Genomic DNA, 24,548 nt, shown 5'->3' with positions numbered 1-24,548 from the left:
CTGCGGCGGCGATATGATAAGTTAACATTCGAGGAAGCAACGATGACAACGAGAGACCGATGTACCTCCTGCAACGCCACACTGGCCGAGGGCGGTTCCACCTGGTTCCCGTGCCCGGTGTGCGCGCACGAGATCAGCCGATGCTACCGGTGCAGGGAACAGAGCATAGGGTATACATGCCCGAAGTGCGGGTTCCAGGGGCCATAACCATGGGAAACGTAGCCATAATCGTGAAGATAATGCCGGAATCCCCGGAAGTCGACCGTGAAGCGCTCAAAGCGGCGGTCAAGGCGGCCGTCCCGGTCGACGATATCCGGGAAGAGCCGATCGGCTTCGGTCTCGTGGCATTGAAAGCCGCCGTAGTCGTCCCCGACAAAGCCGGGGCTCCCGATGAGGTCGAAGCGGCGCTCCAGAAGATAGAAGGCGTCGCAAGCGCCGAGATCGTTGAATCCACTCTTGTGTAAGTGGGACTTTCGATACCCACTTTTCTAACGAACTTCTTCGAGCCGTTCCATCACGTCGGCAGTGACCTTGCGGATCTTCTTGACCGACTCGCGGAACCCGACGACTTCGTTCTCTTCGAGGCTGAGCGGAACCGGAAAGACGCCGTCCCGGTTGATGCGGGCGGGTACGCCGATGCAGACGTCGCCGATCCCGTGGATCTCACTTTTGATGTAGCTTGAGACGGTGAGGATACGGTTCTCGTCCCCGAGGATCGTCTTTACCAGGGTTGCAATCGCTTCTCCCGGCCCGTGGACGGTAGACCCCTTATCCCTGATGATCGCCTCGCCGCTCGTTCTGACGGCCTCGATCATCTCCTGCACGGGCAGTCCCGAGAAGGTGGGCAGGTTGCTTATCCGGATGCCGCCGATCGTCGTCGCCGACCAGAGCGGAACCATGCTGTCGCCGTGCTCGCCGATGATACGGGTATGCACCTCGCTGACGTGGACCCGGAAGTAGTGCGCGATAAGGGATTTCAAGCGCATCGAATCGAGATGCGTTCCGAGGCCGAAGATCTGTCTCGGCTGAAGCCCCGAGTATTTCAGGGCGACGGCTGTCATGACGTCGACGGGATTTGTCACGAGAAAGAGAATGGCGTCGGGCGATGACCGGCCGATCGTCTCGGCGGTCTCGGCAATGATCTTTGCGTTCTCAAAGGCCAGGTCGTTCCTGTCCTGGCCGGGCCGGCGGGGTACGCCTGCCGTGCAGATGATGACATCCGAGTCTTTTGCGTCGAGAACGCTCGTACCGTACGAGAGGCGGACGTCAGTGCCTCGTGCAGCGAACGAGTCGGATAAGTCACGGCAGCAGCCCGCGAGAAAATCTTCGCGTCCGGGCCTCCCGACGAGCAGCATATCGCTGACGTACGGGATCTCGGATATGGTGTGGGCCGCAAATACGCCGACGTTCCCTGTAGCCCCGAGAATCGTTACTTTTGCCATGGAAATCGCCGTTGGGGACACGTCCTTGGTCGACCGTGCGCACAAGCATTCACCGCAGCATCCCTCCTCCACCCCGCAACCCCATGGGCGCCGAACGTCCACGGTAAGTCTGCTCCCTTCCGGGCCTGAACCGGTACCCGCGGCAAAAGGTCGCCGCCCCCTCCGGGGCATTGATCCCTTTCCGCCGACCTCATGGGACGAGGCTTCTCAGTCGGGACGCAGAGGATCCTGCAGGCCGCTGCGGCCTTCCTCAGACTTCGCCCCCCGCCGACGACGGTTTCGGGTAACAGGTGACGCCGAGCCACCCGGGCTAGTCCCCGTATATACTGGAGTCTATGGGATAAAAATAGCTCCGCCCACCTGAGCCCGCCAGACCCCGGTGATCTCTTCGACCTTCCCGGCGTCCGCTTTCTCGAAGGGGTCGAGGGCGGTAAGGTCGATTTGGGGCGGGAGGACGGTCGAAAGCAGTTGCAGATCCCCATGGTAGACCTCGATCTCCTGCGCCCCGGCGGCGGTGGCGACCCTGATGGGGTCCCGCGCGACCGGCCGGCGGCGGAGGTCGTCGTATGACCGGTGCATCGCCACCTCCCCGATACCGAGGAACTCCCGGTTCACCCGGAAGTTGCAGGCGGTCCAGTAGGCAGCCGCGTACCAGGCGTCGTTCGCAATCACATGGGGTACTCCCGCCCGGGCGGCGGCGAGGCCGAGGGTGCCGGCGCCGGAGCAGGCGTCGACGAACGTCCGGGGGCGGTGCCGGTCAATCTCGCGCTCGAGCGAGAAGATCTTTTCGTCCCGGTCCCGGGGGAACTCGACGTGCAGGGCAGACTGCTGCTTGTAGACGGCGACGGGTCCCGCGCGGGTCGGGAAGACGTCGGCCCGGACGTCGCATCCGGCAAGCAGGGTGTGCCCGGCAGGTTCGGCATCGGTATCGCTGATCCCCGGTGCTCCGGCACCCGTCCTGACGACGCCCCGGACCTCCGGAACCTCGGCGACCAGACGGGCGGCGGCATGCTTCCCGGCCGACCGGGAGAGGAGGACGAGCGAATCGGGTGGGAGGTAGGGGGCGGAGCGCATGGCGAACCCGGGATGAACGAGCGGGGTTCCGGCCGCGGCGAGGGGTTCGGTCCCGGCAAGATCCCCTTCGGCGGCCATCACCCGGTAGATATGGGCGAAAACCTCGTCGATGAACCGCCTGGCGCAGGAGGGGCAGGGTTCGGCGGGAGAGAGGTCGGGGGGCGGGCTCCTCTTGTCGTAGACGAGTCCCATGCAGTCGGGGCACGGGGCGAAACGGCCCGGAAGTTCCGCGAAGAGTGTGCGGGCGTCAGTGACGCAGTCGTGCCCGCAGATCGGACAATGCATACACGATTGTGTTGGAGCCCGCGGTATATAGGCGTTTCACGCCGCCCGCGGCGCCGTGACTACGAGCCCTTCGCGAAGCCAGCCCCAGGCGTCCCGGAGGCGGGTCTCCGGGAAGTAGCGCACGTCGACCCCGTTAAAACCGACAAAGAGCCCCGGCAGGTGGTTCATCCATTCCCGCCACCGCTCTCCGCCGACGACGGCAATCCGGTCGACCCTCTCCATCCCGGGCCACTGCTTGAAGGCTTCCCAGCCCTCCCCCGGCCTCCAGCTGCGGAACCCCTCGATCTTTAAGAGGATCCGGACGTTCCGATTTTCTTGCATCGCGCGTTCCAGTTCCGGGATCAGGACGGTGGCGTAATCACTCTCGCTCAACTTTCCGTCGAACCGGAACCCGAGAACACTTCCCGAACTTTCCTTCATCCGGTCAAGCATGGGTGCCCCTATAGCCCTCTGAAGAAAAAAAGGTATGGCTGACCGCCGGTGATATCCCGCCGGGTATGTATATACCCTGCGGGGAGATAGACGGGAACGTCCTGTTCCGACAGGGGGTCTCTCGAGTGGAACTGCTGGTCTCGATAGGGTTCATCCTGGCGCTCAACATCGTGTTTGCCGTCACGATTGTCTTCTTCGAGCGGAGAAACCCGACAGCGACGACGGCCTGGCTGGTCGTTCTCTTCCTGCTGCCCCCTGTCGGGTTCGCTCTCTACCTCTTCTTCGGGCAGAACTACACCCGGCAGAGGATGTTCGTCGTCAAACAGCATGAGGACCGCTGTTTTCTCCAGGAAACCTTCGAGGAACAGCACCGGGCGCTCGCCGGCAATCATCACCGGTTCACCACCCCGGCGGCGGAGGAGTTCCGCGACGCAATCTTCCTCCTCCTCCGGAACAACCGGGCCTACCTGACCGAGGGGAACCGGGTCGACGTCTACACCCGGGGCGAGGATAAGTTCGACGCGCTCTTTGCCGCGATCCGGGGAGCACGCCATAGCATCCACCTGGAATACTTCGTCATCAACGACGACGAACTCGGGCGGGCGGTCGTCCGTGCCCTTGCAGAGAAGGCGCGGGCGGGCGTCGAGGTCCGTCTCCTCTTCGATGCGATGGGCTCCCGGGCCGGGGGCGGGTCGCGGAAGGCGTTCTTTGAACTGGCGGACGCGGGGGGGAAGATCGGCGTCTTCTTTCCCTCGGTTTACCGGATAAACTACCGCAATCACCGAAAGATCGCCGTCATCGACGGGGAGATAGGGTTCATCGGCGGGTTCAACATCGGTGACGATTATCTCGGGAAGGGGCCGCTCGGCCGCTGGCGCGATACCGCCGTCCGGATCACGGGAGAAGCCGTCCGGATGCTCCAGCTCCGGTTCTTCCTCGACTGGCACTACGTGACCGGCGAGTATCCGGGCCTCGAGACCTGCTACTTTCCCCGGGAGAGCACTCCCGGCACGACGCCCATCCAGATCGTCTCCGGCGGCCCGGATACCCGGTGGAACCCGATAAAGGAGGGCTACCTCAAACTGATCAACTCCGCCCGGGAATCGATCTGCATCCAGACGCCTTACTTCATACCGGACGAGAGCGTCGCCGACGCCCTGCGGCTCGCGGCGCTCTCCGGGGTCGATGTCCGGATCATGATCCCCTGCAAGCCCGATCACCCGTTCGTCTACTGGGCGACCCTCTCGTTCATCGGCGACCTGCTGGATGCCGGGGTGCGGGCCTACACCTACGACGGGGGGTTTCTCCACGCGAAGACGATCGTCGTCGACAAAAAAGCGTGTTCGGTCGGGAGCGCGAACTGGGACGTCCGGAGTTTCCGGCTGAACTTCGAGGCAAACGCGTTCTTCTACGACGCGGCCGTCGGGGCGGATCTCGTGCGGGCGTTCGAGGAGGATCTTGCCATCTGCACCGAGATCACGCCGGAGACCTACCTGGCGCGCCCTCTCGGCGTCCGGGTGAAGGAGTCGGTCTCCCGCCTCTTCTCGCCGCTCGGGTGAGACCCTTCACCGGTTCAGCCGCCCTTCGACGAACTTCCTGATCCGGGGGAGGCCCTGCTCCCAGCGGGCCTGGAGGATGGGGACGGTGTAGGGGAGATGGTGCGGGAGGACCGCGGTCCCCATCACCGCCTTCTCGAAGAGCGGCCGCTCGCGCCCGATGATGACGGTCTTTTTTGCCCGGATGGCGTCCAGGAGCTCTTCGACGGTATCGGCCTCGGCGCAGGTGACGACCCCCCCGAGTTCGAAGAGGAGGTGGCCGTCGGTTCCGCCGGTCCGCCCGAGACCGTGGGCGACGGCGAGCCCGGCCGCCTTCAGGTTGTGGCTCCGGGCCATCCCGCCGCAGATCACCTCGAGGGCGTCGAGGCGCGAGAAGACCTCTTCGCCGATGCACTCACCGGCGACGCACCGCTCGACTCCCCGGTTCAGGAAGGCGTAGCCGCAGGGGTGCGCCTCGGCGGCGATACAGGCGTAGCCTTCCCGACGGTCGAGGATCTCGGCGGTATCGAGGCGTATCGCAGTGAACGGGCCGTTCCTCCGATTTCTCTCGACGTGGCGCCGGTAGAAGTCCCGCAGGTCGGACGCCGAGTAAAAGTAGAGCAGGATGTGCGGGCCGTCGTTGGCGCTGACCTCGATCCCGGGGACGAGGGGAACCCGGATACCCTGCCGCTGTGCCTCGGAGACGCCGCCGACCTGGTTATGGTCGGTAATCGCAAGCCCGATTCCCTGCCGTGCCGCGAGTTTCAGCGCATCACGCACACGGGTGGCGGAGTCGGAGTGCCGGGTATGAAAGTGAAGGTCCGCCGGGAACAGCCCGAGGCGCCGGATCTCTTCGGGCAGGGGTTTCTGGAATACGATATCTTTATAATACTGCATGGGGTGTCTGTCTGATCACCGATAGGTCGCCCGGGATGAAAAAGGGTTGCCTGTTCTCCGGGAACGGGCCGGGCCGGCACCTATCTCATCTCCGGTTCAGCGGGTATCGGCTCCCGCAGCCAGCCGATGGCGCCGTCCAGGTGGCCTTCGGTGAAATAGCGGACGTCGATACCCGTAAATCCCACGAAGAGTCCCGGCAGGTGGTTCATCCACTCTTCCCACTTCTCCCCGCCGACGATCGCGATCCGATCGACCTTCTCCATCCCCGGCCAGTCCTTGAGCCTCTCCCAGTAGCCGTGCGACTTCCAGCCGTGAAAGTTCACGATGTGAAAGAGTATCCGGAGCACCGGCTGGCTTCTCTTTGCGTCCTCGAGCGCCGGGATCAGCGTCCCGTCGTAATCTCCTGCCGTCATCTCGCCGTCGAACCGGAACCCGACGACGTTTTCCGCACCTGTTGCGATCCCTTCGAGCATGGCGCCCCCTCTCCGGGGCGGATTAAAAAAAGGTTCCGGCCGTCATTCGACCGGCCCCTCTTCCGGGACCACCAGCCTGCCGGTGATCTCCTCCTTTGAGAACCGTGAGAGGTAACGGTTCCCGGCGAGTGCGACGATGACCGACCCGATGAGGACGAAGATCATATCGAGCATGGTGTCATCGAGCCCGTGCTGGAGGTTCGTCCCGAGGAAGGTGTCGAAGAGCCACTCGTAAATCTCCCAGAACCCTTCCATCGCCATCGCGGCGATGACGACGAACCCGACGATCATCCACCGGGAGAGGTTCAACCTGCTGAACCGGTCGAGCAGCAGGACGATGACGAAGGCGAGCACCGAGACGGTTATACCGGAGATGAGGTGGGCGATCTTGTCGTAGTAGGGGTAGTAGAGCATGTAGAACCCCCGGCTCTCGCCGGCGATGTGGAGGTAGAGCGAGAGGACTATGAGGAGGTTGACCTGCCAGGGGAGCGTGATGCTCCACCGGCGGGTAACGACGGCGGGAACCAGGGTCAGGCCGAGCGCGATGACGCCGGTAAAGACCTGCGAGTATTCGCCGAGCGAGAGCGCGAGGAGGATGTTTGCGGCGATGAGGAACTGGAAGAGGTAGGCGAGGTAGAGGCCGGCAGGTCTCTTCATGGATCACGGGTTGGGCGGCGTCCTGTAAACATCTTGTGCCGCCGCTACCTCCCCGGGTCACCGTTGCCCATCATCTCCCCGATCCACCGGGTCTCTTCCCAGCTCTCGAGGAAGAGTTTCACCGCGATCGTCAGCGGTATGGCGAGAAAGATACCGACCGCACCGAGGATGAATCCCCAGAAGATGACGGAGAAGAGGACGACGAACGGGGAGAGGTTGAGTTCCCGCCCGGCTATCCGGGGGAGGAAGAGGTTTTCTGCAGCGGCGTCGATGAGGGCGACGGCAGCGATGACGGCAACCGCCCCGGCCGGCCCGAACTCGATGAGCGCGAGGAGGGTGGGGGGGATCGCGGCCACGACCAGGCCTATGTAGGGGACGTAACTCAGGACGAAGGCGATGAACCCCCAGAGCACCGCGAAGTCGACCCCGAGGAGGGTGAGAAAGAGCCAGGTCCCGACGCCGGTGATCAGGTTCACCTTCGTCCTGACCACCACGTAGTCGATGAGGATTGCACCTGACTGCGATAGGTGCCGGTAGGGGGTGCTCTCCGCTCCCAGGTAGCGCGCGAGAACCGCCGCAAGACGGGGTCCTTCCAGGAGAAGGAACCCGATCCCGACGAAGACGAGGAAGACGTCGACGGCGATGCTCCCGATCTGCCGGGCAAGTTCGGTCGCCTGCTGGAAGACGAGCCCCTGGTCGATGTAATCCCATATCGTGAATCTGCCGATATCGATGCCATAGTCGGTGAGGACGGCCGCCTGGGCTTCGAGGCTCGCCTGGTACTGCGGAAGGGTTCGGATGAACCCGGTAAAGGCCGCACCGAGGAAGATGATCATTCCGGCGAAGATCCCGATGAGCCCCGCGACTACCGTTGCGGCACCGAGGAGCGGGGGAACTCCCCGCCGGGTCAGCCATCTCATGGCGGGGGCGGTGATCATTGCGAAGAAGACGGCGACGAGGAGCGGGCCGAGGATCGGTGTGGCCACCCGTATCCCCGCGAGCACGATGATGACCGCCGCCCCGACGATCGCGATGCGGGCAGGGGGAGGGAGGTTCCCGGCGATGTTCACAGGAACGGTATGGGTGCTCCACAGGGAAAGAGTTTTCCGGCAGGGCTCTCACGCTCCGGCCTCCGCCGCCCGGATAGCCACCCGGAGCGACTCGCCGATGACCGGTGTCGCAGGGAAGATGTTCCCGGGGCCGATGGCCCCGGTTACGCCTCCCTCTTCAAGTCCTGCAAGGAGGCGGGGGTCGACCTCGGCGAGGATGAGCCGGTTCCCCCCGGCCGTGACCTTCCGGGCGTAGCGCGCCAGCATCCTGAAAAGCCCGGTTCCGGCCTCGACCCTTCGGGAGAGGGCGAGGATGACGACGGCGCCCTCTGCCCCTTCCGGGGACGGGAGCGACCGCTCGATGGCACGGATGGTGGCGAAGTAGACGCTCCCGGAGACCAAGAGGACGGTGATGCTGTCGTCCGGCAGCCGTCCGGGCGCCGGTTCTTCCCGGAACATCCCCTCCTCGACCGGAACGAGGCGGACCACGGTCGCCTCCCGGGTGGAGGTGACCAGGTAGATGGCAAGCGAGAGGATGACGCCGATGTAGATGCTGTACTGGAGCGGGAGAACCTGGGTTGAGATGAAGGTGGCGAGCATCGCCCAGCGCCCGGGGCGGGAGTACCTCCAGATGCAGGCGATCTCGCGGGGCTGGTAGATGAGTTCGGCCCCGATGAGGATCAGGATCCCGGCGAGGGCCGGGAGGGGGATCTGTTCCGCGAGCGGTCCCGCGACGACGATGACCGCTCCGACGAGGGCGCCTGAGATGAGGTTTGCCGCCCGGGTCTCTGCCCCCGCGGCGACGTTGAGCGCCGTCGCGGAGAGGGAGCCCGCCGACGGGGCGCACTGGAGGAAACTCGTGAGAATGTTGGTGATTCCCTGTCCGGAGAAGTCCCGGTTCACGTCGGCGATGGTGCCGTCCGGCTCCGGGGTCGTCTCGGTGACCCCGACGGCCATCACGAGCCCGATGATGGCGAGGGCGAGCGCCGGGACGAGGAGCCCGGGCACGAGGGCGATGTCGGGGATGACGGGTACCGGGAGGCCGGCGGGGATGGCGGCGATGTCGCCGACGATCGCGACTTCCGGGAACGCGATCCTGACGAGGAAGGCCGCGATGATGACCGGGAGGAGGAGCGAGACGGAGTTGAGGCGCGGCACCCGCTGGAGAGCGAGGGCGAGAGCGATGGTGAGGAGGCCGACGAAGAGCGCCTGCGGCTGGATCTCTCCCGCGTGGAGGAGCAGGTCGGGGATGGCGAGGATCTGGATTTCTTCCCGCGGGAGTTGGTGGCCGGTGAGGTTTCCGAGCTGGCCGAGGACGATGAGGAGCGCCGCGCCGGTGACGAACCCGGTGAGGACGGCGTTCGAGACGAACCGGGTCAGGCTGCCTGCCCGGACAAGCCCGAACCCGAGCTGGAAGAGCCCGACGAGGAGGGTGAGGACGAAGAGGGTGGCCGGGACGTCGGTCTCCGGGACGGGAGCGAGGACCGAGTAGATCGAGACCGCGAGGACGTTTGAGAGCATCACCTTGAGGTAGGTGGAGCCGGTGAGGAACGCCCCGATCGCCGTCGAGAACGCGGCGGTGTAGAGGCCGTAGACGGGGTTGACCCCGGCGACGAGGGCGAACCCCATCCCCTGCGGGATGCCGACGAGGGCGGTGGTAGCCCCGGCGGCGAGGTCGGCCGGGAGGCTCCTCCTCCAGTTCGTCTCACCGGCGGGCATGCCCGGTTGTGGGTGCGGGGTGCGGGATATAGGTTGCCCCGGGATACTGTGGTCCAGGTGGTTACGACGTCGCCGTGGAAGGGCGAGGGTTTTAGCTAGATCACGAGGCTCGAGGGGCGTAGTAGATCGGTGTGGAACGGCGATCGGGCTGTATATGCGGCGTTCAGGGCGGGTAGGCACACTGGTCCAGGCGGTTAAGGCGTCGCCCTGATCAGGCGGCGTCACAATCAGCTAGACCACGACTCGACCGCCACATCCCGGAACACCGGATCTGCCGCATTGAATATTTTAATATATTTTTACACATATGTGTAATAATCGAGGTGATACACCATGCCAGGATTTGATGGAACCGGCCCGGCCGGCCGTGGCCCGATGACGGGTGGCCGGCGGGGGCGGTGCGTCCTGCCCGGGACGTCTGTGGCGGAAGGCGAATCTTCCACGCCGGTGCTTCGCGGTATCGGCCGGGGCGGCATCCCGTGGGGGTGCGGCCGCGGTTTTCGTCGCGGCGGCCGGTGATAGCGGCCGGTGCCGGAGCGAAGGCACTATCTGCACGGGAGACCGATCTCTACTCAGGAGATCGGTAGCATGAACGAGAGAGAACCCGGCGAGGGGCGTGGCCGCCGCCAGCGGGGCCGGCCCCGTGTTCGCCGGATGATCGGGGATCAGGGGGCGTTCCGGTGTTTCGGCCCGCTCTGTGGGGAACCCGGCGAGTTCGTCGTCGTCCTCCCCGAGGAGGTGGAGGCCCTGCGGCTCGTCGACCTCCAGGGGCTCGCACAGGAGGAGGCCGCCGTCGCCCTCGGTGTCTCCCGAAAGACCCTCTGGCGCGACCTCCACGGGGCGCGGGCGAAGGTCGCCGACGCCTGGTGCACGGGAAGACGATCCGGATCGTCGGGTGCGGCCGCGAGCGGGAGGAGGGGTGCCCGGAAGACGAGGATGCCTCCTTTGAGCCGTCGCCCTGACCGGAGATGAGGGCATACGCTCTGTATTTTTTAAACGGTTTAAACCCGATATGGTCGCGTATGACTAGTTCATTCCCATATCGCGCAGTTGATTGGCGGTTTCATCAAACGACTGGTGGATAATAAAATATTGCACCCGCCCGGCTTTGACGCACTCTCTGACGGCACGTTCCCGTTTACTCAGGTTGGCGGCTTTACCCGTTTTGATCTCGACGAACACCACGTTCTGCACTTCATCGGCGTCGGATAGTCCGTCAAAGACGATGAGATCGACCGGCGTCCCCAAAAACCGTGCATCCTTCGGATTGTAGGGGAAATCCGGGAAATACGGGATGAGGCACTCCGTGATCTTCCCCCGGGTCACCGACTGGCTGCGCCTGACCGCGTCGGTGCGGATATTCCCCTCTTCGTCCTGTCTCCACGCTTCAAACAGAATCTTTGCTTTTTCGTCCGAAAGGCGCCTGAGTTCCTGCTCTTTCCAGGTCTCGATATCCTCTCGCTCCCTCTGGCGCCAGGATTCAAATATCTCTCGTGCGTTCTGCTCGACCCGACCCTGAATCCTGGAGTACCTGTAGAATAGGACTAAGACAGCAAGAAACAGCAACAGGATTACGGCCCATTCGATCATAGTCCCAGGAAACTCTCACGTCCCGGTAGATAGGCCTTTCTAACGGTTCCCTGCAATGCACCGGGCGAACCCCGGTTCGCGGAACCGTTTTACGGAACCACTTTGCGGAGCCGGCCCTTCACCTGCCGGATCTTCTCACGGCTACTCGTAAAACATGGGCCCGGAGGGATTCGAACCCACGACCGCCCGGTTATGAGCCGGGCGCTCTGACCGGACTAAGCTACGGGCCCGAGAATTGCGGTGCAGCCGACCTGAATTCGGAAACGGCGCATTCAGTTCAGATCTCCGGGGCATTCCCGGAATCTCACTGCATATAAATATTGTTTTTTGATCATAAAAACATTGTGCGCGTTCTGCAGGGCGCCCGCATACCCGACAGGCGCAACGTCCAGAAATCCGCCGTCCAAACCTGCTGATGGATCTCCGGCACCCGGAGTATGGGAGACTGCCTGCAGAATGCTCCGGGAAACTCCTTACTGCATCTTCTGGTGCTGCTCTTTCCACCGCATCCAGTTGTTGTAGGCGTCCATATCCTTCTGCTTGAGGATGTCCTGGACACTGTTGTCGATCTCGGTGGTCGTCATCCCGCTGTGCGTGCTCCCCTGGATCTGCTGGGTGATCTCGTCCGCCAGTTGCTGGTTTGCTCCGGCGTTCTGCACCGACCTCCTGATCTTGTCAGGGTTGAACTGCTCCTCCTGGTTGTTGGTCTTCCGGACCATGGTCTGCTGCCAGGGCCGGGACTCCATCTGCTGTCCTGCCATTCTCATCACCACATCAATTATCGGTTCTCTCTTCCCGCTCGAGGCCCGGGTGCCCGTTGTATCCCGGATTACGGTTTCCGGGGGCTTCACCCGGCCCCGATTCGGTTGCAAGCTGCAGCCTGCCGGCCAACAGTGGGATATCGGATACTTATAAGTTGCGGCCGCCGGCCATCGTCTTCTTCCCGTCGAAGCAATGGATTAACGGCGCCTTCTTGGGCGGTGAAGAATCGAACGGCTCTTTTTCGTGGGGTATGCCGGCGACGCTGCGATCCCGATCCGCGACCGCCCGGGGACAAACGTCCCGATCCACAGAATCCGGGAATGACAGCGCTGGTGAACCACCCCGCCCTGAAGGGGGGCTTCCTGCTTTACATTTCTTCGGCCACACGCGAAGCCGCGAAGAACGCGAAGCGCGACGGCCCGGGCTCAAGAAACCCGGGGGGTTCGCGCCTTCGCGCCTTCGCGTGAGTAGGCAGTTCGCGCCGCCCCTCGTTCCGTGCCGGGCCGGTCCTTACGCACCTTCGGTGTCCCGGATGGCCGCGAGCACCTCCCGCTTCTTCTCATCAAGGAGGCTCCTCGTATCCGCCTCGATGTTCAGCCGCACTACCGGCTCGGTGTGGGAGCGGCGGATATTGAACCACCAGTCAGGATAGGTCGCCGTCAGCCCGTCGAGCCGGTCAAGCTCCGCATCCCGGTAGCGCGCCGCAAGCACCGCGAGCACCGCCGCCGGTTCGCTCACCGTCAGGTTGATCTCCCCGGTCGAGGGGTAGCGGTCGAGGGGCTCAACAAGTTCGGAGAGCGTTCTGCCGCTCGCGGCGAGGATGTTTGCAACCATGACCAGCGTGAGAAGCCCGTTGTCGGTAAACCCCACATCCCGGTAGTAGTAGTGCCCGGAGAGTTCCCCGGCGAAGAGGGCGTCCTCCTCGCGCATCGCGGCCTTGATGAAGGCGTGGCCGACCCTCGAGCGGACGCCCCGGCCCCCGGCCCGCTCGATCGCTTCCCGGACCGCCCGACTCGACCGGAGATCGTAGAGTATCGCCGTTCCCGGATTCTCTTCGAGCAGGAACTCCGCGACGAGGCCGGTCACCAGGTCTTCCCGGACGCGCTCGCCCCGCTCGTCAATGAGCCCGCACCGGTCGCCGTCGCCGTCGAACGCCACCCCCATATCCGCGCCCTCGGCCACGACCCGTTCCTGCAGTTCCCGGGTGGTCTCCGGGTCGAGCGGGTTTGCGTGGTGGTGAGGGAACCGGCCGTCGGGCTCGAGGTACATCGGCACAAGCCGCCACGCAGGGATCCGGTCGAAGAGCCGGGGGATCTCCGGCCCGGCCATCCCGTTCCCCGCGTCCACGACGACCGTGAGCGGCTTCGGCGCCCGGACGAACCCGGCCACCGCCCCGATGTAGGCGTCCAGCATCCCGGTCTCGCGGGACGATCCCCCGGCGCGGGCGACCTCCTCCTCCCCGACCCGGGTCTCCAGGAGCGGCAGGTCGCGGTCGCCGGAGAGGGGGATGGCGTTTTCGCGGGCGAGTTTGAACCCGTTCATCTCCCCGGGAAGGTGGGAGGCCGTCACCATCGCCCCGCCGTCGAACTTCCCGGCGATGACGGCGTAGTTGAGAAGGGGCGTGCTCGCCATCCCGATATCGGCGACCTCCGCCCCGGCTTCGACCGCACCCCGGATGAACGCCCGCGAAAGCGGCTCCGAGGATGGGCGCATGTCCCGCCCGACGACGATCCGCTCCGCCGCAAGAAGGGCTACAAATGCGTTCCCGATCTTCTTCGCCGTCGTCTCATCGAGCTCGTCCGGGTAGCGCCCCCGGATGTCGTAGGCCCGAAAGATCCCGGTCATTCACGCCTCCCCCCGGAGCGGCGAGATCGCCCGCAGCCGATCGATGATCCCGGGGAGCACTTCAAGGACGTAGTCGACGTCTTCCTCGGTGTTCGCGTGCCCGAGGGTGAGGCGGAGCGAGCCGTGGGCGCGCTCCGGCGCCAGACCGCACGAGGTCAGGACGTGCGAGGCTCAAGCGACGCCGAGGTGCAGGCGCTCCCCGTCGAGGCGGCAACCCCGAGGGCGTCGAGCATGAGGAGGATTGACTCCCCCTCGACGTAGCGGAACGCGACGTTCACGTTGTTTGCCAGCCGTTCGGTCGGGTGGCCGTTTAAGCGGGTGTCCGGGATCGCATCCAGGATCCCCCGGATCAACCGGTCCCGCATCGCGGCAAGCCTGGGGGCGTTCCGGGGCATCCCGGCGACCGCGAGTTCGATCGCCCGCCCGAGCCCCACGATCCCGGGAACGTTCTCGGTTCCGGCTCGCCGGCCCTGCTCCTGCGCCCCGCCGTCCATGAACGTCCCGATCCGGGTTCCCCGCCTGACGTAGAGCGTCCCCGTCCCCTTCGGGCCGCCGAACTTGTGGGCGGAGAGGGCGAGGAGGTCGGCTCCCATCTCGTCCACGTCCACCGGGAAAGCCCCGATCGCCTGGACGGCATCGGTATGGAACGGGATTGTATGGTCGTGTGCGACTTCCGCGATCGCCCTGATAGGCTGAATCGTCCCGATCTCGTTGTTCGCGGCCATCACCGAGACGAGGATGGTCGCATCGGTGATCGCCTCCTCGACTCTTTCCGGCTCCACCCGGCCGAACTCGTCGACCGGGAGGTAGGTGACCCGGTAGCCCTGCTTCTCGAGGCTCCGGCAGGTATGGAGGACGGCGTGGTGCTCGATCGAGGAGGTGACGATATGGTCGCCCTTCTTTCGGCTCGCCGCCGCCGCCCCCTTGATCGCCCAGTTGTCGGCCTCCGTCCCGCCCGACGTGAAGAAGACCTCTTCGGGGGTCGCGCCGATCGCTGCCGCCGCCTTTTCCCGCGCCTCCTCCACAGCCTCCTCCGCCTCGCGGGCGAGGGAGTAGAGCGAGGAGGGGTTCCCGAACCGCTCCGAGAAGTAGGGGAGCATCGCCTCGAGGACCTCCGGCCGCACCGGCGTCGTCGCCGCATGGTCCATGTAGACCGACCGTTTCCGCTCCATTCCGGTCACTTCGCCATCGTCGGCTGGAACCCGCGCATCGTCTCGGCCATCTCCCTCAGGCGCCGGTCCACCAGGTAGTTCACCGTCCCCTCCTCGTAGGTGCCGTCTTTTTGGCGCACACCCGCCGGGACGCCCGTGAGAACCTCGATCCCCTCGTCGATCGTCCGCACCGGGTAGATCCGGAACTTCCCGGCCTTCGCGGCCTCGACGACCTCTTCTTTTAGCATCAGGTTCTGGACGTTGCTTGCCGGGATCAGCGCCCCCTGGTTCCCGTCGAGCCCTTTGGCCTTGCAGACCTCAAAGAACCCCTCCAGTTTCTCGTTCACGCCCCCGATCGCCTGCACCTCGCCCTTCTGGTTCACCGAGCCCGTGACGGCGAGGTACTGCTTCAGCGGAAGCCCCGAGAGCGCCGAGAGGAGGGCGTAGAGCTCCGTGCTCGACGCGGAGTCCCCCTCGATCCCCTCGTAACTCTGCTCGAAGACGAGCCGGGCGGAGAGGGAAAGCGGCTTATCGTGTGCATAGTTGTTGTTGAGGTAACCGTTGATGATCAGGACGCCTTTGGTGTGGATCGGCCCGCCGAGCGCAGCCTCCCGCTCGATGTCCATGATACCCTCGCGGCCGACCCCGATACTCGCGGTCACCTTCGATGGCCGGCCGAACGCGAAGTCCCCGAGCCCGATGACCGAGAGGCCGTTCACCTGCCCGACCTTCTCGCCTTCGGTATCGATGAGGAAGATCCCCCGCCGGATCGCCTCCTCGATCTTTTTCTGGATCAGGTTTGAACGGTAGACTTTCTCCTCAATCGCCTTCGTGACGTGTTTTTTCTCGATCTGCTCGCTCCCGTCTTCTGCGGCGTAGAAGTTCGCCTCGCGGATGAGGTCGGCGACCGCCGAGAACCGGGTCGAGAGTTTCTCCCTGTCAGCAGCGATTCTCGACCCGTACTCGATCACCCGGGCGATCGCCTCCCGCTCGAGGTGCCGGAGTTCCTCCTCCCGGACGAGGTTGCAGATGAAGTCGGCGTATTTATTGGCGTTCTCGTCGTTTCGCTCCATCACGATGTCGAAGTCGGCCTTGACCTTGAAGAGCTCCTTGAAGTCGGTGTCCAGCCGGTAGAGGAGCTGGTAGATCATCGGCGTCCCGATGAGGGCCACCTTGATATCGAGAGGGATGGGTTCGGGCTTGATCGTCTTTGCCGTGATGAACCCCATCCGCTCCCCTGGCTCCTCTATGACGGCCTCCCCTGTCTTCAGCGCCGTCTTGAGCCCGTCCCAGGAGAGCGGGGCGCGCAGGAGGTCTTCGACGTCGAGAACGAGGTAGCCGCCGTTGGCCCGGTGCAGCGAGCCCGGCCGGATCATCGTGAAGTCGGTCGTGAAGATCCCGAACTGCACCTCTTTCTCGATCTTTCCAAGAAGGTTCTGGTAGGTGGGATTCTGCTCGAAGATCACCGGCGCGCCTTCTATAGCGGCGTTGTCGACGACGACGTTCACCTCGTACTTCCGAAATGGAATCTCACGCATGAGGGCCTGGAACTGGGGCGGGACGCCCTGCTGCTCGGGGAGACCGAGGAACAGCTGGGTGTTCTCGAGGATGTCGTTCTGGACGGCGTCGATGTACCCGGGGACTTCCGGGACGTCGGCATACTTCTCCTTGAGTTCGGCGACGAGGTTGCCTATCGCGTAGAGGGCGATGTCGTGGTTTAAGTCCTTGACCGCCTCGGCGCCCTGCCGCTCGATATCCTGTACCTGCCGGAGCGTGCTCCGGAGGTCGGCGTTCAACGCGTCACGCCGCCGCTGGACCTCCGCCCGCACCTCGTCGGGAAGGGTGATGAACTCCTCCTCGGGGACCGGCCTCCCGTCGATGACCGGGATGGTCAGGAGGCCGATGGGGCTCATCTGGATGACGAACCCCGCCTCCTGGGCTTTCTGGTTGATCCGGGCGATGAGATCCGTCCTGTTCCCCTGGAGCGCCTGAAGCGTTTCGTCCCGCCGTTTGGCGTACTCTTCGCTCTGGAACGCCCGGGGAAGCGCCTGCCGCGCCTCCTCGATGAATCGTTTCATCTCCTCCCGGAACTCCGTTCCTCTCCCGGCAGGGAGAGCGACGGCGTTGGGCTCGTACTGGTTCTCGAAGTTATGAACGTAGACCCAGTCACGCGCCCGGGGCTTGGCCTTCGCAAGTTCGTCGAGGAAACTCCGAACGGCCCTCATCCTGCCGGTTCCCTGAGCGCCCGCGGCGTAGACGTTGAACCCGGCCTCCCGGATCTCAAGGCCGAACTGCAGCGCCCGGAGCGCCCGTTCCTGGCCGATAATCTCCTCAAGCGGCCGCATCTCCTCGGTGCTGGCGCATTCCACCTTTCCCGGTTCGTAGACGTTCCGGTACTCTCCGATATCCAAGGGCTGAATCATCAATCTCACCAGGTTTCTGCAACTTACACCGCTGGATGTCGCTCGTCTTAAAAAAGGTTCCCCGGCCCGGCACCGGATGGTATCAATAGGTGGTTTTACTTTCTTTCGCGCGTATGTGTAGTACGTTTGTATGCGGCCGATGCCGTACACGGGGCCGCGTAAATCCGGTGATAGCATGAGGATAGCAATTGCACAGGACGAAAACCAGGTGTCCGAACACTTCGGGCACTGCCAGGGATACGCCATATTCGACGTCGAAGATTCGATCATCTACAGGAGGGACGATCTCCCGAGTCCCGGCCACGAACCCGGCCGGCTCCCGGTCTTTCTCGCGGAGCACGGGGTCAACCTGATCATCGCCGGCGGGATGGGGCCGCGAGCCGTCGAACTCTTCAACGAAAACGGCATTCAGGTTCTCCTCGGCGTCAGTGGAAACGTTGATTACGTGGCACAGGATTATATTGCTGGCCGCCTTTCTCCGGGGAAGAGCTCCTGCCACCACGAAGACGGCGGCGAGTGCGACGGGCACCACTGAGGCGGGTGCACCAACCATAGTATTATGCTCATATGAGCAAAAATCACCAGAGGAGTGTATTAGCATGATAGTCGGTATCACGGCACGTGCAGCAGGCACGGACGCCCCGGTCGAGCAGCGGTTCGGCCGGGCACCTTACTTCGTCTTCGTCGACACGGAGACGGGGAAAGCGGAATCGATCGAAAATCCCCTCGTCGACGCTGCCGGCGGGGTCGGACCCCGGGCGGTCCAGATGTTTTCGGAGCACGGTGCGACGGTGGTCATCACCGGCCAGGTCGGTGGGAATGCCGCCCGGGCCCTTGGAATGGGTGGAATCAAGGCCTACGCCTACCGCGGAAGCGGCAGCGTGGCCGATGCCCTCGCGGAGTATACCGCCGGGAACCTGCAGCTGCTCCCCCTTTGAAGTGGAACCCAGCATGAAAATTGCGATTGCAAGCGGGAAGGGCGGTACCGGGAAGAGCACGGTGGCGGCGAACCTCGCCTGCACGCTCGCCCTCTCCCGCGAGGTGGCGCTCGTCGACTGCGATGTCGAGGAGCCGAACCTCCACCTTTTCTTCCCGGACTCCGCCGAAGACGTGCCGGTGACGACTTTGGTTCCGGAGATCGATCCGGCTCTCTGCACCCTTTGCGGAGAGTGCGGGAAGTTCTGCCGGTTTGGGGCGCTCTCGGTCTTGAAAGACCGTGTCCTCCTCTTCCCGGAGCTCTGCCACTCCTGCGGGGGCTGTTCCCTGGTCTGCCCGCAGGGGGCGATCAGGGAGGTTCCGCGCACCATCGGCCGGGTAGCGTGCTCCTGCCCGCTCTCCCGCCTTACTCTGGTGAGCGGCGTCTTGAACGAGGGGGAGGTGATGGCTCCGACGGTCATACGGGCGGCGAAGATGCTCGCGGAAGGACACCCGCTCATCCTCTACGATGCCTCCCCGGGGATCGCCTGCCCGGTGATCGAGACGCTGGAGGGGGTCGATGCCTGCATCCTGGTGACGGAGTCGACCCCGTTCGGGCTGCACGATCTCCGCCTCGCGGCCGAGGTTGTGGAGAGTACCGGCATCCCGGCCGGCGTCGTGATCAACCGCAGCGACGGCCGGGACGAGGAGACCCTCGACTTCTGCCGGGAGCGTGGGCTTCCCATCCTTATGACCATCCCGTTCTCGCGGGAGATCGCCGCCATCCAGAACAGGGGCGGGCTTATCTGCCGCGATCTTCCCGGGTGGGAGGAGCGGTTCGCCGATCTCTTTGAAGCGGTCGTGAAGATTGCGGGGGTGAACCCATGATCCGGCTTGCGATCGTGAGCGGCAAGGGCGGCACCGGGAAGACGATGGTGGCGGCGGCGCTTGCGGATATCAGCGGAGTGCCGCAGGTCCTCGCCGACTGCGACGTGGACGCCGCGAACCTGGAACTCCTCTTCGAGCCCCGGCGGCTCACGACGGAAGAGTTCCGGGGGCTCGAGGTGGCCCGGATCGACCCGGAGCAGTGCCGTGGCTGCGGAATCTGCGCGGATCACTGCCGGTTCGGGGCAATCGTGTGCCGGGACGACGTCTGGGAAGTTGACCCCCTGCACTGCGAAGGCTGCGCTGTCTGCACGTATGTCTGCCCTATGGGAGCGATCTCGATGGAACAGCGCGTCTGCGGCGAGATCTACACCTCGGTGACCGACCGGGGCAACCTCGCCCATGCCCGGCTCTTCCCGGGCTCGGGGAACTCGGGACTGCTCGTCACCGAGGTGAGGAAGCGGGCGACGAGCCTTGCGGACGGCGCCGATCTGCTGCTCGCCGACGGCCCGCCGGGGATAGGTTGCCCGCTGATCGCGACGATCAGCGGTGTGGACGCAGTCCTCATCGTCACGGAGCCGGGGGTCTCGGCGCTCCACGATCTTGAGCGGCTGGTGACGGTCTGCCGTCGGTTCGACGTCCAGATCTTCGTCGCGATCAACCGGTTCGATCTGGCGGAGGATATCTGCAAGAGGATCGAGGACTACTGCGAGAAGGAAGGCATCGTGGTGGCCGGCAAGATCCCGTTCGATTCGGCGGTGGTCGACGCCGTCCGGAACGGCCGCCCCGTGACCCGGAGCGACTCGCCGGCGACGGATGCCCTCCGGGCGCTCCGGGATACCCTCTTTGCCGAACTCGGGCTTATATAAGCCCCCTCCTCATTTTTTCTACAGGCCGTTCCACTCGAGAGCGGCGCTGTTCGATCTATGGCGTCGTTCCGGTGTTTTCCGGGATCAACGTCCGAAAAAAGAGATTATTGGTTTAGAACCGGGGTTTTCTGTGCTTCGGGAGGCAGTCCTGGCAATACACAGGTCTGCCTTCGGTCGGCTTGAAGGGGACTTCGCACTCCTTACCGCAGTCCGAGCAGATGGTCTTTGTCATTTCACGGGGGCCGCCGAAGTTCCTGGGACCGCCGAAATTTCTGTTTCCTCTGTTATAATCCATTGGATTGCTCATGCAGATAGAACACTGCCTGTAGAGTTATGATTGGATAGTATATAGTGTAGCTCATCGGCCTCTGGGGGGGTGATCGAGATCTTACCCCGGCGATCTGCCGGCCTGCCCGCATGAGATGCAATCCGGGCCCGGAGAAGGTGCAGCAGCATGGTGTTGCCGGATAGTTTCCCCCTCATACGGGATGTCCCTGCCTGTGTGAGTGCCGGAACGGGTATGCGTGGTTAGTCTCCGGAGTATATCTCGTCAGCCGTTGCCGCAAGAAGAGATCGGAGTTCGGGAATTTGCCGCTTAATGATAAACCAGACGGTCTCAAGGTCGACGCCGAAATAATGGTGGATAACGATATTTCTGACCCCTACGATCCTCTTCCATGGGATCTGGGGATATTCTGCCCGAACCGGTTCGGGAACCTGTCCGCATGCCTCTCCAATGATCTCGAGGTTACGGATCACCGCATCGATGGTCTTTTGGTCCCGGAAGAAATCTTCCTTTGAGTATCCTGTGGTATACTCCTCGATACGCCCGATAGCCTCCAGGATATCCGCAATCAGCAGAGCCCCGTCGCGCCTAGACATACACTGCCTCCGCGTCGACAGCCTGCATGAGTCGCGGCCGCCGGGCGATCCCACCCTTCAGCGCGAGATCTACGGGGAGACCGAGGATCCTCTCCAGATCCTCCTTGAGGTCCACGACATCCCAGCCGAGCGGCTCGTCGAGCTCGACCAGGATGTCGAGGTCGCTTTCCGTGCCCTGTTCGTTCCGAACATACGAGCCGAAGATCCCGATCTCGCGGACGCGATACCGTTCTCGAAGGTACGGCTTCGCTTTTTTGAGCGCATCGATGATCGACCGCACGGTCCAGTGCGGGGGGATATCCTCCGGTCTCTGTGGCATTTCTCCGGGCTTCCTTGAGAGGTTATAGGTGAAGAGACTGTTTAACGTTTCTCCGGCCGGTGCCCCCAAGGTTTATGCAGCTGCAGGCGACTATCTCGCCCGGTGCATGATGATGAATGGTTCGCGGCTGAGGTACAGGGTCGAAGTTCTCGGCGACCGCGGCGGCATCGAACGCTACGGCCCGTTCAACGCGCAGAAGGCGCGGGAGTTCTTCGAGGTCGAGGAGAGCCTCGGCGGGACCGCCCGGATCGCACGGCTGGAAGAGGGGATCCGGGAGACGTGGAAGGTCATCGCCGAATGCGGCGACTGGGGCGGCGACGGGCGAGAGTCGTATGGCGTGCAGAGCACAAAGGCGCCGCAGTGAGCGGAAGGCCGCTCATTCCTGCGGCCTCATCCCGGCGGCTGCAAAGACGGTCTCTCTCCCCACGCGCATCATCATCTCCCCGAACCGCTCGCCCGGCAGTGCGTTCTCCCGGAACCAGTCAATCAGCCGTCCGACGATCGCGACCGCCTCTTCTTCGGCGACCAGTCCGTCGGCCCCGGTGCCGACCCGGAGCACCCTGCCCGACTTTCCGCCGAGGAAGAAGCGCAGTCCCTCCGAAGCGACGCCGATCGCCCCTGTGGGACAGACGGATATGCAGTCGCCGCACCCGATGCAGTCCTCCTCTGAGAAGAGGGCCCCGCCGTCGGCGACCAGGACGGCTCCTTCCCGGCAGACCTTCTCGCACGCCCCGCACCCTTCGCATTCGTCGGCAAACAGGGGAAACCGCCCCCCCATGATCCCGATATCGTTGAGCTGGACCTTTGCGCAGTTGTTCGGGCACCCCGCGATCGAGATCTTCAGTTTCCGGGGGAGATCGCACCCCCCGTACCGCTCCTCGATCGCCCGGGCGAGCCCCTGGGTGTCGCAGCACCCATGCCTGCAGATCGTACCCTTGCAGGCGACGACCGACCGCAGAGTGGCTCCGGTACTCCCGGGCTCTATCCCTGCCTCCCGAAGCCGTTCTGCAACCTCTCCTGTATCCCGCCGGTCGATGCCGGGGAGTTCCACGTTGAGCCGGGCCGTCAGCCCGACCGTACCGTCCCCGAACTCCTCTGCGATCCGGGATACCGCCGCCATCTGCGGCGCGGTCATCACGCCGGCGAGGATCTTTCCCCGGACGGCGACCTTTCCTTTCTCCCGGAGGCGGATGACCCCCGGATTGTTCTTCTTTGCGTCGGCCATATCCCGGTTGTAGTGGTATGGCGGGATCTCAGGTTAAATCATCCTGTGGGAAGGCGAGCGCAAACCGCATATACCCGGGACCACGATAGCGGGGCGTGAACCTCCTCCTCCAGGCGTGGGACGTGCTCCTCTGGGTGGGGCTCCTCAAAGGGCTGCAGATGGCCCTCTGGCCCCGGCTCCGCCCGGCACTCGGGGACTTTGCCTACCCGGCGGCCTACCCTGCCTCCCTCCTCCTTTTCGCCCTCGCGACCTGGTACTGCGGCCTCCTCCGCGTCCCGGTCGCTCTTGCCCTCTTCCTCTTCGTCGGTCTCGCCGTATACGGCATCCGGCGGGGCGATTACCGGTCAGGTGAGATCCGGAGTTTCCTCTTCTGGGACGCGGTCTTTGCCGTCGGGTTCCTCTTCGCCCTTTCCGTCCGGTTCGTAAACCCGCCCGTCGGCTACTTCAGCGAGCAGTACATGAACCACGCCTTCCTCGCGAGCGTCATCCGTGAGCCCGTCGTGCCCCCGCTCGACCCCTGGTTTGCGGGCGGCCACCTCACCGTCTACTACTACCTCGGCCACTGGCTGATGGGCTCCATCGCCATCGTCACCGGCACACCGTCGGAGGTGGCCTTCAACCTGATTCCGGGGACGGTCTATGGGACGGCATTTGTCGCGCTCTACGCTCTCGGGCACCTCATCACCGGACGCTGGCGGTGGCTTCCCCTCGCGGTCCTCCTCCTCGTCCCGCCGTCGGTCGTCTGGTTCGTCGCCAGAGGGAGCGATCTCTATTACGCCTTCCAGGATACCAACTGGATCATCCCCGGCGGCCGGGTCGAGTTTCCGGTCTTCTCTCTCTTCCTCGGGAACGTCCACGCCTTCGAGATGGCCGTGTTCAACCAGGTCTTCCTCATCTTCCTCCTCGGGTTCATGTGGTGCCGGTGGGGCGGGCTCGGCATCCGGGGCCGCTGGAGCCTCATCCTCCTTCTCGGCCTCTCCGTCGGCTCGATGCCGCTCCTCTGCTCCTGGGACGCTCTCGTCTACGCTCCCGCCGTTGCCGCCTTCCTCCTCGCCGTCCTGGCCCGCGAGCGTGACCGCTCCACCCTCGCCGCCGCCGTTGCGGTCCCCGCGGTCGCCTTTCTCGTCTACCTCCCCTACTACCTCGACCTCGAGCCCGCGGGTATCGGCGGGATCGGATGGGGTCTCCCTCCCACCGACCCGCTTGCCTTCCTCGCGATCTGGGGTTTTTTCCTCGCGATCATCTATGCCGCCGTCGCCCCCGATATCCGGCGGGTCCCGGTGGCGCTCGCCGTCGCCGTCCCGGCACTTGCCGCCGGCTACGCCGTACTCGCCATCCTCCTGGTCCCGCTCGCCTACCTCCTTCTCCGCCGGGAGCGCTCGTTCCCGTCCCTCCTCTGCATTGCTGGGCTTGCGGTCCTCGCCTTCTGCGAGATCTTTTATTTCCAGGAGATGCTCGGGGGCGACTACAGCCGGTTCAACACCATCTTCAAGTTCTACTTCGACGCCTGGATCCTGCTCGGGACAGGCTCCCTCCTCCTCGCCGGAAAGTGGCTTGCAGGCCGGCGGCCGGTCCCGGCGGCGGCACGGAAGGGCGCTGCCGTCGCCGCAGCCATCGCTCTCGTCGCCGCCCCGGTCGCCCTCGACGTCGATATCGGCCGGGGACTCCTCGGGATCGACTATCCTCCGGCGGGCTACCACACCCTGGACGGGCTCGCCTACCTCGAAGCCACGCGGCCGGGGGAGGCCGCGGCGATCGACTTCCTCCGGACGCTCGACGGCGATCACCGGATCGTCGAGGCGGAAAACGGAGATTACGGCTACTACTCGAGGGTCTCGTCGTTTTCCGGTATCCCGACGATCCTCGGGCAGATCGGGCATGAACTGACATGGCGGGGAAACGGTCCCTGGTACACGGAGCGCCCGGCGGAGATCCGGGCGATCTACGAGGATCCCGAACGGACTCTTGCGCTCATGGAGAAGTACAACGCGACCCTCCTCTACGTCGGCGAGCCCGAGCACGAGCGTTACGACGTCCGGCTGCCGGACCGGGGGCTCCGCCTCATCTACGACGAGGGGGGTGTCAGGATCTACGAACGGGCAGGGTAACGTTTATATGG

At 64.3% G+C, this 24,548-nt stretch carries 27 protein-coding genes, 1 tRNA gene, 1 other RNA gene and 1 pseudogene; 11 read left to right on the top strand and 19 right to left on the bottom strand.

Going from position 1 to position 24,548, the window contains the following annotated elements:
* Positions 1–42: 42 nt before the first annotated feature.
* Both EI28_RS13375 and EI28_RS04310 read left to right on the top strand, forming a co-directional pair.
* Positions 43–207, top strand: a complete 165-nt coding sequence (locus EI28_RS13375) for a zinc finger domain-containing protein (protein WP_082223079.1) — start codon at positions 43–45, stop codon at positions 205–207.
* Positions 208–209: 2 nt separating this feature from the next.
* Entirely contained in the window at positions 210–464 is a 255-nt protein-coding gene (locus EI28_RS04310) for an elongation factor 1-beta (protein ID WP_048112951.1), read from the top strand.
* Positions 465–488: 24 nt separating this feature from the next.
* On the opposite strand, the gene EI28_RS04305 is transcribed toward EI28_RS04310, so the two are convergent.
* The 4 genes from EI28_RS04305 to EI28_RS04295 all read right to left on the bottom strand — a co-directional run bounded on the left by EI28_RS04305 (position 489) and on the right by EI28_RS04295 (position 3,233).
* Positions 489–1,442, bottom strand: coding sequence for a malate dehydrogenase (locus EI28_RS04305; RefSeq protein ID WP_048112949.1), 954 nt, complete (start codon positions 1,440–1,442; stop codon positions 489–491).
* An 11-nt stretch (positions 1,443–1,453) separates the two neighbouring features.
* An RNA gene (gene ffs / locus EI28_RS13370) (signal recognition particle sRNA) lies at positions 1,454–1,763 on the bottom strand.
* A gap of 12 nt (positions 1,764–1,775) precedes the next feature.
* The gene (locus tag EI28_RS04300; protein ID WP_048112947.1) at positions 1,776–2,801 is read right to left on the bottom strand and encodes a hypothetical protein; all 1,026 of its coding nucleotides are present in this window, start codon (positions 2,799–2,801) and stop codon (positions 1,776–1,778) included.
* A gap of 36 nt (positions 2,802–2,837) precedes the next feature.
* Complete coding sequence (locus EI28_RS04295; RefSeq protein ID WP_048112945.1) at positions 2,838–3,233, bottom strand: STAS/SEC14 domain-containing protein; 396 nt, start codon at positions 3,231–3,233, stop codon at positions 2,838–2,840.
* A 125-nt stretch (positions 3,234–3,358) separates the two neighbouring features.
* On the opposite strand from EI28_RS04295, the gene cls reads away from it, so the two are divergent.
* Positions 3,359–4,792, top strand: a complete 1,434-nt coding sequence (gene cls, locus EI28_RS04290) for a cardiolipin synthase (RefSeq protein ID WP_048112943.1) — start codon at positions 3,359–3,361, stop codon at positions 4,790–4,792.
* Positions 4,793–4,798: 6 nt separating this feature from the next.
* Here the strand turns inward: cls and EI28_RS04285 are convergent, their stop codons facing one another.
* The 5 genes from EI28_RS04285 to EI28_RS04265 all read right to left on the bottom strand — a co-directional run bounded on the left by EI28_RS04285 (position 4,799) and on the right by EI28_RS04265 (position 9,563).
* Positions 4,799–5,665, bottom strand: a complete 867-nt coding sequence (locus tag EI28_RS04285; protein ID WP_048112941.1) for a PHP-associated domain-containing protein — start codon at positions 5,663–5,665, stop codon at positions 4,799–4,801.
* 80 nt (positions 5,666–5,745) lie between these two features.
* A complete protein-coding gene (locus tag EI28_RS04280) occupies positions 5,746–6,138 on the bottom strand; it encodes an STAS/SEC14 domain-containing protein (RefSeq protein ID WP_048112938.1) in 393 nt (130 codons plus the stop codon).
* A 42-nt stretch (positions 6,139–6,180) separates the two neighbouring features.
* Positions 6,181–6,795 (bottom strand): hypothetical protein, encoded by a 615-nt coding sequence (locus EI28_RS04275; protein WP_048112936.1) that lies wholly within the window; start codon positions 6,793–6,795, stop codon positions 6,181–6,183.
* 44 nt (positions 6,796–6,839) lie between these two features.
* A complete protein-coding gene (locus EI28_RS04270; protein WP_048112934.1) occupies positions 6,840–7,865 on the bottom strand; it encodes an AI-2E family transporter in 1,026 nt (341 codons plus the stop codon).
* A gap of 48 nt (positions 7,866–7,913) precedes the next feature.
* A complete protein-coding gene (locus EI28_RS04265) occupies positions 7,914–9,563 on the bottom strand; it encodes a SulP family inorganic anion transporter (protein ID WP_048112932.1) in 1,650 nt (549 codons plus the stop codon).
* A 333-nt stretch (positions 9,564–9,896) separates the two neighbouring features.
* Between EI28_RS04265 and EI28_RS13950 the strand changes: the two genes are divergently transcribed.
* Both EI28_RS13950 and EI28_RS04260 read left to right on the top strand, forming a co-directional pair.
* On the top strand, positions 9,897–10,082 hold the full coding sequence (locus EI28_RS13950; RefSeq protein WP_143706417.1) for a DUF5320 domain-containing protein: 186 nt from the start codon (positions 9,897–9,899) through the stop codon (positions 10,080–10,082).
* 69 nt (positions 10,083–10,151) lie between these two features.
* On the top strand, positions 10,152–10,535 hold the full coding sequence (locus tag EI28_RS04260; RefSeq protein ID WP_231476582.1) for a DUF134 domain-containing protein: 384 nt from the start codon (positions 10,152–10,154) through the stop codon (positions 10,533–10,535).
* Positions 10,536–10,589: 54 nt separating this feature from the next.
* Here EI28_RS04260 and EI28_RS04255 read toward each other — a convergent pair whose 3' ends face one another.
* The 6 genes and pseudogenes from EI28_RS04255 to EI28_RS04230 all read right to left on the bottom strand — a co-directional run bounded on the left by EI28_RS04255 (position 10,590) and on the right by EI28_RS04230 (position 17,334).
* Entirely contained in the window at positions 10,590–11,153 is a 564-nt protein-coding gene (locus EI28_RS04255) for a Holliday junction resolvase-like protein (protein ID WP_048112930.1), read from the bottom strand.
* A gap of 155 nt (positions 11,154–11,308) precedes the next feature.
* Positions 11,309–11,383 (bottom strand) — tRNA-Ile (locus EI28_RS04250).
* 243 nt (positions 11,384–11,626) lie between these two features.
* Positions 11,627–11,914: an ATP cone domain-containing protein gene (locus EI28_RS04245; protein WP_011845263.1), complete on the bottom strand. Its 288-nt coding sequence runs from the start codon at positions 11,912–11,914 to the stop codon at positions 11,627–11,629.
* A 511-nt stretch (positions 11,915–12,425) separates the two neighbouring features.
* Positions 12,426–13,760, bottom strand: coding sequence for a phosphomannomutase/phosphoglucomutase (locus EI28_RS04240; protein ID WP_048112927.1), 1,335 nt, complete (start codon positions 13,758–13,760; stop codon positions 12,426–12,428).
* Positions 13,761–14,932 (bottom strand): annotated as a pseudogene (gene nifS / locus EI28_RS04235) (cysteine desulfurase NifS).
* 5 nt (positions 14,933–14,937) lie between these two features.
* Positions 14,938–17,334, bottom strand: a complete 2,397-nt coding sequence (locus EI28_RS04230; RefSeq protein ID WP_048112925.1) for a Lon protease family protein — start codon at positions 17,332–17,334, stop codon at positions 14,938–14,940.
* A gap of 175 nt (positions 17,335–17,509) precedes the next feature.
* On the opposite strand from EI28_RS04230, the gene EI28_RS04225 reads away from it, so the two are divergent.
* The 4 genes from EI28_RS04225 (at position 17,510) to EI28_RS04210 (ending at position 20,003) form a co-directional block, all read left to right on the top strand.
* Positions 17,510–17,869: a NifB/NifX family molybdenum-iron cluster-binding protein gene (locus EI28_RS04225; RefSeq protein ID WP_048112923.1), complete on the top strand. Its 360-nt coding sequence runs from the start codon at positions 17,510–17,512 to the stop codon at positions 17,867–17,869.
* Positions 17,870–17,933: 64 nt separating this feature from the next.
* A complete protein-coding gene (locus EI28_RS04220) occupies positions 17,934–18,272 on the top strand; it encodes a NifB/NifX family molybdenum-iron cluster-binding protein (protein ID WP_048112921.1) in 339 nt (112 codons plus the stop codon).
* Between the two features lie 13 nt (positions 18,273–18,285).
* The gene (locus tag EI28_RS04215; protein WP_048112973.1) at positions 18,286–19,137 is read left to right on the top strand and encodes an ATP-binding protein; all 852 of its coding nucleotides are present in this window, start codon (positions 18,286–18,288) and stop codon (positions 19,135–19,137) included.
* On the top strand, positions 19,134–20,003 hold the full coding sequence (locus EI28_RS04210) for an ATP-binding protein (protein WP_048112919.1): 870 nt from the start codon (positions 19,134–19,136) through the stop codon (positions 20,001–20,003). The genes EI28_RS04215 and EI28_RS04210 overlap by 4 nt, the downstream gene beginning before the upstream one ends.
* Positions 20,004–20,115: 112 nt before the next feature.
* On the opposite strand, the gene EI28_RS13365 is transcribed toward EI28_RS04210, so the two are convergent.
* From EI28_RS13365 to EI28_RS04200, 3 genes are all read right to left on the bottom strand, one after another.
* Positions 20,116–20,310 (bottom strand): CxxC-x17-CxxC domain-containing protein, encoded by a 195-nt coding sequence (locus tag EI28_RS13365; protein WP_054847721.1) that lies wholly within the window; start codon positions 20,308–20,310, stop codon positions 20,116–20,118.
* A gap of 221 nt (positions 20,311–20,531) precedes the next feature.
* Positions 20,532–20,885, bottom strand: coding sequence for a DUF86 domain-containing protein (locus tag EI28_RS04205; protein WP_048112918.1), 354 nt, complete (start codon positions 20,883–20,885; stop codon positions 20,532–20,534).
* Complete coding sequence (locus EI28_RS04200) at positions 20,878–21,204, bottom strand: nucleotidyltransferase family protein (RefSeq protein ID WP_048112917.1); 327 nt, start codon at positions 21,202–21,204, stop codon at positions 20,878–20,880. Before EI28_RS04200 ends, EI28_RS04205 begins: the two co-directional genes overlap by 8 nt.
* 28 nt (positions 21,205–21,232) lie before the next feature.
* Here EI28_RS04200 and EI28_RS04195 point away from each other — a divergent pair, with 28 nt between their 5' ends.
* Positions 21,233–21,568, top strand: a complete 336-nt coding sequence (locus tag EI28_RS04195) for a hypothetical protein (protein WP_231476581.1) — start codon at positions 21,233–21,235, stop codon at positions 21,566–21,568.
* 12 nt (positions 21,569–21,580) lie between these two features.
* Here the strand turns inward: EI28_RS04195 and EI28_RS04190 are convergent, their stop codons facing one another.
* Positions 21,581–22,429: a 4Fe-4S binding protein gene (locus tag EI28_RS04190; protein WP_052379661.1), complete on the bottom strand. Its 849-nt coding sequence runs from the start codon at positions 22,427–22,429 to the stop codon at positions 21,581–21,583.
* A gap of 95 nt (positions 22,430–22,524) precedes the next feature.
* Between EI28_RS04190 and EI28_RS04185 the strand changes: the two genes are divergently transcribed.
* Positions 22,525–24,537, top strand: coding sequence for a DUF2298 domain-containing protein (locus EI28_RS04185; protein WP_048112916.1), 2,013 nt, complete (start codon positions 22,525–22,527; stop codon positions 24,535–24,537).
* Positions 24,538–24,548 lie beyond the last annotated feature (11 nt).

It is taken from the genome of Methanoculleus sp. MH98A, assembly GCF_000691865.1.
In the GTDB taxonomy this organism is placed as follows: domain Archaea; phylum Halobacteriota; class Methanomicrobia; order Methanomicrobiales; family Methanoculleaceae; genus Methanoculleus.
The sequence above is the reverse complement of the archived record's forward strand: the minus strand, read 5'-3'. Positions and strand labels throughout refer to the sequence as shown.